General features: G+C 62.1%; 6 protein-coding genes and 3 pseudogenes. 2 read left to right on the top strand and 7 right to left on the bottom strand.

Annotated elements, in window-relative coordinates:
* Nucleotides 1-125: 125 nt before the first annotated feature.
* From ABM562_RS16210 to ABM562_RS16195, 4 genes and pseudogenes are all read right to left on the bottom strand, one after another.
* Nucleotides 126-725 carry a tRNA-uridine aminocarboxypropyltransferase gene (locus ABM562_RS16210; RefSeq protein ID WP_460422607.1) on the bottom strand — a complete coding sequence of 200 codons (600 nt, stop codon included), beginning with the start codon at nucleotides 723-725 and terminating at the stop codon, nucleotides 126-128.
* 79 nt (nucleotides 726-804) lie between these two features.
* Nucleotides 805-1,779, bottom strand: a pseudogene (locus ABM562_RS16205) (methyl-accepting chemotaxis protein); the annotation flags it as partial.
* A 279-nt stretch (nucleotides 1,780-2,058) separates the two neighbouring features.
* Nucleotides 2,059-2,364: pseudogene (locus ABM562_RS16200) on the bottom strand (PAS domain-containing protein); the annotation flags it as partial.
* A 142-nt stretch (nucleotides 2,365-2,506) separates the two neighbouring features.
* Complete coding sequence (locus tag ABM562_RS16195) at nucleotides 2,507-3,400, bottom strand: LysR family transcriptional regulator (RefSeq protein ID WP_115088183.1); 894 nt, start codon at nucleotides 3,398-3,400, stop codon at nucleotides 2,507-2,509.
* A 222-nt stretch (nucleotides 3,401-3,622) separates the two neighbouring features.
* On the opposite strand from ABM562_RS16195, the gene speB reads away from it, so the two are divergent.
* On the top strand, nucleotides 3,623-4,573 hold the full coding sequence (gene speB, locus ABM562_RS16190; protein WP_115088184.1) for an agmatinase: 951 nt from the start codon (nucleotides 3,623-3,625) through the stop codon (nucleotides 4,571-4,573).
* Nucleotides 4,574-4,718: 145 nt separating this feature from the next.
* The gene (locus tag ABM562_RS16185) at nucleotides 4,719-6,098 is read left to right on the top strand and encodes a sodium:solute symporter family protein (protein ID WP_115088185.1); all 1,380 of its coding nucleotides are present in this window, start codon (nucleotides 4,719-4,721) and stop codon (nucleotides 6,096-6,098) included.
* 54 nt (nucleotides 6,099-6,152) lie between these two features.
* Here ABM562_RS16185 and ABM562_RS16180 read toward each other — a convergent pair whose 3' ends face one another.
* From ABM562_RS16180 to ABM562_RS16170, 3 genes and pseudogenes are all read right to left on the bottom strand, one after another.
* Nucleotides 6,153-6,278, bottom strand: coding sequence for a PA1414 family protein (locus tag ABM562_RS16180; RefSeq protein ID WP_460422604.1), 126 nt, complete (start codon nucleotides 6,276-6,278; stop codon nucleotides 6,153-6,155).
* 123 nt (nucleotides 6,279-6,401) lie between these two features.
* Nucleotides 6,402-6,593 (bottom strand): annotated as a pseudogene (locus ABM562_RS16175) (LysR family transcriptional regulator); the annotation flags it as partial.
* An 87-nt stretch (nucleotides 6,594-6,680) separates the two neighbouring features.
* Nucleotides 6,681-7,607 (bottom strand): DMT family transporter, encoded by a 927-nt coding sequence (locus tag ABM562_RS16170; protein WP_460422602.1) that lies wholly within the window; start codon nucleotides 7,605-7,607, stop codon nucleotides 6,681-6,683.
* Nucleotides 7,608-7,646: the final 39 nt, after the last annotated feature.

Here is a 7,646-nt window from a genome sequence, read left to right as displayed (position 1 = left end):
GGACAATACCCCTTGGCGAGTGCAAACAGCCTGATCAAGACAGTTGCTCCCACAGAATTGCCGCCTGCAGATCCAATGTGGGAGCTGGCCTTGCCAGCGATCGAGCGCGAAGCGCTCGCAGTGGCTCAACGTAGATGATTACGCTCGTACGTCTCGCGCCCCATCGCCGCGATCTGCCCCTCGATCAGTGCCTCGAACGGCTTTAACAGCGCATCAAAGTTCTGCGGCGCCTCCAGCACGTTCAACGCCTGCACCACCGCCTCCAGGGTCGACAACGCGCCCGGCTGCGGCGCCTTGCGCAGGCGATAGCGCGAAGGCTGGACCTGGGCCAGGGTCACCCGCGGCAATGCGCCCAGCAACGGATTCAAATGCAGCAATTTGCTCGCTTTACGCCAGGTACCATCAGGCACCACCAGCTGCCACGGTCGATCATCCTGGTCATCACCATAAGCGACCAAGGGCTGCGCCTCATCCCCCGGAAACAGCAAGGCGCTGCGATACCCCGGCGCCTCAAGCAGCTCAGCCAGATCCTCGAACACTTCCCCCACCTGCAACTGCGCATTGCGCAAGCCAAGCGCTGCCAGCTTCGCGGTATTGAGGGCATGGCGCACTTCACTGGGGTGCTGCAGCAACAGCACACGGGTGCGGCTGTCGAGCGACGGGATCAACGGGCAAAGGCAATGAGCTTGTGGGCGCAAACAGCGCTCGCAGTGGATTCTGGACATCGGGTTCTCCTGAGCGGGCAAAGTGTGCCACAGCAGTCCCGAAAAAAGCCCACTTCCCTGTGGGAGAGACGATAAAGCTTCAGCGGTTGAAGCGCTCTGCCAGACCGTACAGATAGTCGGCCATGCGTTCGAGGTCCTGGCTGATCTCCGCGCCCTGCTTGGCCTGCCCGGCGCTGTGATCGCAGAGCTGGGCAATGCGGGTGATCTGCTGGTTGATGTCCTCGGCAACATGGCTCTGCTGTTCCGAGGCGGTCGCCATTTGCTGGCTCATGCCGGTGATGCGGCTGACCGCCTGGGTAATCCCCACCAACGCCGACTGCACCGCCTCGACGCTGTGCACACTGTCGCGAGAGATTTGCTCGCCCTTGCTGGCACTGGACACCGCCCGCTCGGCTCCGGCGCGCAACGAGGCGATGATCTGGTGGATCTCCTCGGTCGAAGTGCGGGTACGCTGGGCCAGCGAGCGCACCTCATCGGCGACCACGGCAAAGCCCCGACCCTGCTCACCGGCCCGCGCCGCTTCAATCGCCGCATTGAGCGCGAGCAAGTTGGTCTGCTCGGCAATCGAGGTGATGACATCGACCACGCTGCCGATCGACTGGGTCTGGTCCGCCAGGGCATTGACCGCCTGGCCGATGTCGCTGACCGCCTCGGCCATGCTGCCCATGGCGCGCAGGCTTTGCTGCGCCAGGTCGCTGCCCTGCTGGGCCAGATGATCAGCGTCGGAAGCCGCCGTGGCGGTGCTCTGCACGTTGTGGGTAACTTCCTGGATGGTCGCTGCCATTTGCGCAATGGCCGTGGCCGACTGGTCGGTTTCGCTGCGCTGGCGATCGAGCAACTGCGCCTGGGCGCCCGACAAGTCGGAAGACTGCGCGGCACGCGCCTTCACGCTCACGCCGGCATCCACCAGGCGGGTCAGCGCGGTTTGCAGGCGCGCTTCTTCACTGAGGATTGCCAGGTCCAGCTGGCCCTGCAGGCCGCTGTTGTCGCTATAGGTCAGGGCCACCAAGGGGCTGGTGAAGGCTTTCGGGTGTTCGTCCAGGGTACGACGGATCACCCGGTTGTGCCGCGCTTCGATCAGGTACCAGGCGCTGAGCAAACTGGCCATCAATACGCCCAGGGCAGCGTATTGCGGCAGCCATAGGTAACTGATAGCAGAAAGAACAGCGGCGCCCACCAGCGGCCAGCCCTGTTCCAGGGCGGCCCCCAGCCGCGCCGCCAGCGGAACCGGGCCACGACCCTGGCGCAGTCGTGCATACAGGGCCGTGGCCCGGCGGATCTGCTCGCGGGTCGGAACCGAACGCACTGACTCATAGCCGCTGATCCGGCCGTTCTCGTAAATCGCCGTGACGTAGGCGCTGACCCAATAGAAATCGCCATTCTTTGAACGATTTTTCACCACGCCCATCCAGGGTTTGCCCTGTTTGATGGTTTCCCACATATGACCGAACACTGAGGGAGGCATGTCCGGATGACGCACCAGATTGTGTGGCTGACCGAGCAATTCTTCGTAGGTAAAACCGCTGATGGCGACAAAGGCGTCGTTGCAATAGGTGATGCGGCTGTTGAGGTCTGTCGTGGAAATCAGCCGCTGTTCGCTCGGAAAGACTCTTTCATGCTCAGTGACGGGCAAATTCATGCGCATCTGGGCGATCCCTGCTTAGGAAATGATGGGAAATTTCATCAAGCCAATACAGGTTTAGCAGAGCGATTACGGGGTTGCGGCCGATATTTTCAGGATTTTTTGCAGCCGCGACTAAATTTTTCAGTGGCCGTTTCGTTTAGGCAGGAGTGAGTTGCGCCTTGAGCAAGTCGCGGAAGGTCTGGATCAAGGGTTCGCGGCTGCGGCCACGGCGAATTATCATGGAAAACGGCGCCTGATAGCCGAAGGTCGCCGGCGATAGCACCCGTAAATCCCCCTTGTCGACCCAAGCCTGGGCATAGTGTTCCGGCAGGTAGCCAATGTAGGCGCCCGACAACACCAGGATCAGTTGCGCCTCCATGCTTTCCACTGTCGCCGCGCTGTGCTTGAAGCCGTGGCGGGCAAGCTCCGCCTGGCTCCAGTAGCCACGACCGACCATGCGCTGCTGGGTAATCACCTGCTCGGGAATGCGCCGCTCGTTGAACAGCGGGTGGCGGTTGCTGCAGTAAAGCCAATGCTGTTCACGGTACAACGGCTGGTACACCAGCCCGCTCATACGTGTGGAAAAGGCACCGATGGCCAGGTCCAGACGGTTGTCCTGCACCCCCAGCTGCAGCTCGTAGGGGCTGGATACCGACAAGTGCAAATGCACTGCCGGGTGTTCCTGGCTGTAGGCACCGATCGCCTCGGCCAGGGGTAGGGCCCGATCACCCACGGTGGAGTCGATCACCCCCAGGTTGAGGGTGCCGCGCAATTCGCCCTTGAGCGCCGCCGCGTATTGCTCGAAGCCGTCCATTTCCGCCAGCAGGCGCAAGGTCTCCTGATGGAACAGTTCGCCCTTGCTGGTCAGGCTGAAGCCGCCGCGGCCGCGATGGCAGAGGACGATGCCCAGCGCCGCCTCCAGCTGGCTCATGTAGGTACTGATGGCCGAGGTCGACAGGTTCAGCTCGCGCTGGGCATTGGCAAACCCCTGATGACGCACGACGCTGACGAAGATGCGCAGGAGTTTCAGGTCAGGCAAGGCAGAGGCCATTTGATCGCGGTCCGCAGGGCAACAGGTGGCCGGATTCTAACGCCATCCCCGGCATTAGTTCAGAAAAACCTGAACTAAGTATTTGCCTGTAGCGATTCTTTTCACCCACTACCTTTTGCAGACTCTGCCGCAATGCACCTGCTTGCCGGCATTTCAGGGTTTGTCCCGGGCCAGCCAGACAGGTTCCAACAACTACAACAATCGAATCGATGAGGCCCGACCGTGGACAAGATTCTGCACCAACCACTGGGCGGCAACGAAATGCCGCGCTTCGGCGGCATCGCCACCATGCTCCGTCTCCCTCACCTGCCTAGCGCCGAAGGCCTGGATGCCGCGTTCATCGGTATTCCCCTGGACATCGGTACTTCGCTGCGCTCCGGCACCCGCTTCGGCCCACGGCAGATCCGCGCTGAATCGGTGATGATCCGCCCGTACAACATGGCCACTGGCGCTGCGCCCTTCGATTCGTTGTCGATTGCCGATATCGGCGACGTGGCGATCAACACCTTCAACCTGCTCGACGCCGTGCGGATCATTGAAGAAGCCTACGACGAGATCCTCGAACACAATGTCATCCCCATGACCATGGGTGGTGACCACACCATCACCCTGCCGATCCTGCGGGCGATCCACAAGAAGCACGGCAAGGTCGGGCTGGTGCACATCGATGCCCACGCCGACGTCAACGATCACATGTTCGGCGAGAAGATCGCCCACGGCACCACCTTCCGCCGCGCCGTCGAAGAAGGCCTGCTGGATTGCGACCGTGTGGTGCAGATCGGCCTGCGCGCCCAGGGCTACACCGCTGAAGACTTCAACTGGAGCCGCAAGCAGGGCTTTCGTGTGGTCCAGGCCGAAGAGTGCTGGCACAAATCGCTGGAGCCGTTGATGGCAGAAGTGCGCGAGAAAGTCGGCGGCGGCCCGGTGTACCTGAGCTTCGACATCGACGGTATCGACCCGGCCTGGGCACCCGGCACCGGCACCCCGGAAATCGGCGGCCTGACCACCATCCAGGCGATGGAAATCATCCGCGGGTGCCAGGGCCTGGACCTGATCGGCTGCGACCTGGTGGAAGTCTCGCCACCTTACGACACCACCGGCAACACCTCGCTGCTGGGTGCCAACCTGCTGTACGAAATGCTCTGTGCACTGCCGGGCGTGGTTCGCCGCTAACGGTTGTACACCAGGAGTTGCAACAGGGCAGGAGCCATGACAGTCGGGCCGCAACGACGGCCCACTGAGTAGACGAATGACCTGGCGTCAGGCTTGCCTGGCGCCGGGGTCGATCTCACCATAATAAAGATAATTGGAGACACCCATGGCCTTGGACATATTCGTTGTTCTGATCTATGCGGCCGGCATGCTCGCGCTCGGCTGGTTCGGCATGCGCCGGGCAAAAACCCATGAAGATTACCTGGTAGCCGGGCGCAACCTCGGCCCAAGCCTGTACATGGGCACCATGGCCGCCACGGTACTGGGCGGCGCGTCTACCGTCGGCACCGTTCGCCTGGGCTATGTCCACGGGATTTCCGGTTTCTGGCTGTGCGCGGCACTGGGCCTGGGCATCATCGCCCTGAACCTGTTCCTGGCCAAGCCGCTGCTGCGCCTGAAGATTTTCACCGTCACCCAGGTGCTGGAAAAACGCTACAACCCCATGGCCCGCCAGGCCAGTGCAGTGATCATGCTTGCCTACGCGCTGATGATCGCGGTGACTTCGACCCTGGCTATCGGCACCGTCCTGCAAGTGCTGTTCGACCTGCCGTTCTGGGGCGCGATCCTGCTCGGTGGTGGCGTGGTAGTGGTCTATTCGACCATCGGCGGCATGTGGTCGCTGACCCTGACCGACATCGTCCAGTTCGTGATCAAGACCGTCGGCCTGATGTTCGTCCTGCTGCCCATCTGCCTGTACAAGGTCGGTGGCTGGGATCAACTGGTGGCCAAGCTGCCAGCGAGCAACTTCAGCCTGACCACCATCGGCTGGGACACCATCATCACCTACTTCCTGATCTACTTCTTCGGCATCCTGATCGGCCAGGACATCTGGCAACGGGTGTTCACCGCCCGTGACGAGAAGGTCGCCAAGTACGCTGGCACCACCGCAGGTGTCTACTGCGTGATCTACGGCCTGGTGTGCGCGCTGATCGGCATGGCCGCGCATGTCCTCCTGCCGGACCTGGACAACGCCAACAACGCCTTTGCCGCGATCGTCAAATCCGCCCTGCCTGATGGCATCCGCGGCCTGGTGATTGCCGCTGCGCTGGCCGCGATGATGTCGACCGCCAGTGCCGGCCTGCTGGCAGCTTCCACCGTTCTGACCGAAGACCTGCTGCCGAAACTGCGCGGCGGCAAGCAGTCGAGCCTGGGCATCAACCGCCTGTTCACCCTGCTGACCGGCATTGCCGTACTGGGCATCGCCCTGGTGGTAACCGATGTCATCAGCGCCCTGACCCTGGCTTACAACCTGCTGGTGGGCGGCATGTTGATTCCGCTGATCGGCGCCATCTACTGGAAACGCGCCACCACTGCGGCGGCGATCACCAGCATGACCCTGGGCTTTGTCACTGCCCTGGCGTTCATGATCAAGGATGGGATGGATGCCAACACGCCGATCTACTACAGCCTGGCGATCGGCCTGGTGAGCTTTGTGGTAATCAGCCTGATGTCGCGCCGCCCGGTAGGCGCCGTCAACCTGGCCTGACAGGCAGGTGCACCACGGCCGTCGCATCAGCAATGATGCGGCGGCCAATGTGTTTTAGCGACGTTGCTGGCGCTTGCGCTGTTCTTCGTCGGTAGGGATCGGCACCGGCTGCAGCGGTGGCGGGATCAGGCCCAGGGCAACGGCCAGGTCGTGGAGCCAGTTGAACAGATGGTTTCTCATAACTCCCCCTTACGGGTCAGCCTGCACGGCGAATAAATCCTGCGATGCTTCATACAGATCATAGCCCGATGTCTTACATTGCGCATGTCGAAAACATACGACCAAAGCCAAGTTTGATCTTGATCAAGCACTGACCGCCAGTTCCGTCGCCTGTGCAACTGTTTCCCCTTGTTGCAAATCGATCCAGGCGCTCAAGTTTGCCCCGCGCATGCCCTTGCGCCACATCAGCCAGGTGGTGGCCTGATCGAACGGCGCCTGCAGGCGATGCACCGCCACCCGCTCCCTGCCCGGCAGGCTGTCGAGCCCGCTTTTAGCCTTTTTTACGGAAATAGGCCGTAGTCGCGCGCACAACACAGACCAAGTGTCGCCGAAAATGCGCCCGTTCTGCATGCGTGTGGTCGACTAGCCGAGCAGGCTGCGCAAGCGCCGGCGCACCCACTGCTCAGCGCTGACCAGCGTTACCCCAAGCAGCACCATGACGGCCCCGAGTACGAAGTTCAGGCTCAACGGCTCGCCGAGCAGCAGTACGCCGAAGGTCACCCCGAACAAGGGCGTGATAAAGGAGAACACTGCAAGGTTCGAGGCCAGGTAGCGACGCAGCAGCCAGAACCAGGTCAGGTAGCTGAAGAACGACACGATCAGGCCCTGGAACAGCAGGCTGCCGATCGCCAGCGGGGTGAACTGCACGTGGGTGACCTGGCCACTGGCAACGGCAATCAACAGCAAGCCGACGAAACCGACCGCCAGTTGGTAGAACAATGTCAAGGTTGCCGGTGCCTCAGACAACCGCGAAGCACGCACCACTACCGTCGTCGCCCCCCAGGCCAGGCCCGCCAATACGCCAAAGGCATCGCCCAGCAGCATGCGCCCGTCCAGTTGCTCCAACGAAACGCCGCCGGCAAAGGCAAAGGCAATGCCGCAGAACGCCAGCAGGATACCCAGCCATTGCAGAGGCCTGAGCCGCTCGCTTGGCAGCATGAAGTGCAGGCCCAGGGCCGTGAACACCGGTGCCGTGTAGAGGAATACCGACATGTGCGCGGCCGAGGTCAGCTTCAGGCCTTCGGCAATGAACAGAAACTCCAGGCCGAACAGCGCGCCGGCCAGCAGGCCTCCGCGCCAGGTGCTGGCCACCTGATCCCAACCGCCGCGAAAACACATCAGCAGCCCGACCAGAACCGCCGCCATGCCTGAACGCATGGCCTGCTGCATCACCGGCGCGATATCCGGCGCGGCCCACTTGATCATCACCTGCTGGATGCCCCAGATCAGGCACAGCACCAGCATCACTTGCAGGGCGAAGGCATCGGTATTGCGGCGGGTGGCGCTCATCGGGCGCTCCCGGTATCAGGCAACGACATGGCAGGTTCT

The organism is Pseudomonas sp. ZL2, assembly GCF_054788455.1.
Note: the sequence above shows the minus strand (reverse complement) of the source record. Positions and strands in the feature narration are given on the sequence as shown.

What these genes read in the sequence shown, in the direction of transcription:
- ABM562_RS16210 (WP_460422607.1), bottom strand. Translation starts at nt 725, where the DNA reads ATGTCCAGAATCCACTGCGAGCGCTGTTTGCGCCCACAAGCTCATTGC.
- ABM562_RS16195 (WP_115088183.1), bottom strand. Translation starts at nt 3,400, where the DNA reads ATGGCCTCTGCCTTGCCTGACCTGAAACTCCTGCGCATCTTCGTCAGC.
- ABM562_RS16185 (WP_115088185.1), top strand. Translation starts at nt 4,719, where the DNA reads ATGGCCTTGGACATATTCGTTGTTCTGATCTATGCGGCCGGCATGCTC.
- ABM562_RS16180 (WP_460422604.1), bottom strand. Translation starts at nt 6,278, where the DNA reads ATGAGAAACCATCTGTTCAACTGGCTCCACGACCTGGCCGTTGCCCTG.
- ABM562_RS16170 (WP_460422602.1), bottom strand. Translation starts at nt 7,607, where the DNA reads ATGAGCGCCACCCGCCGCAATACCGATGCCTTCGCCCTGCAAGTGATG.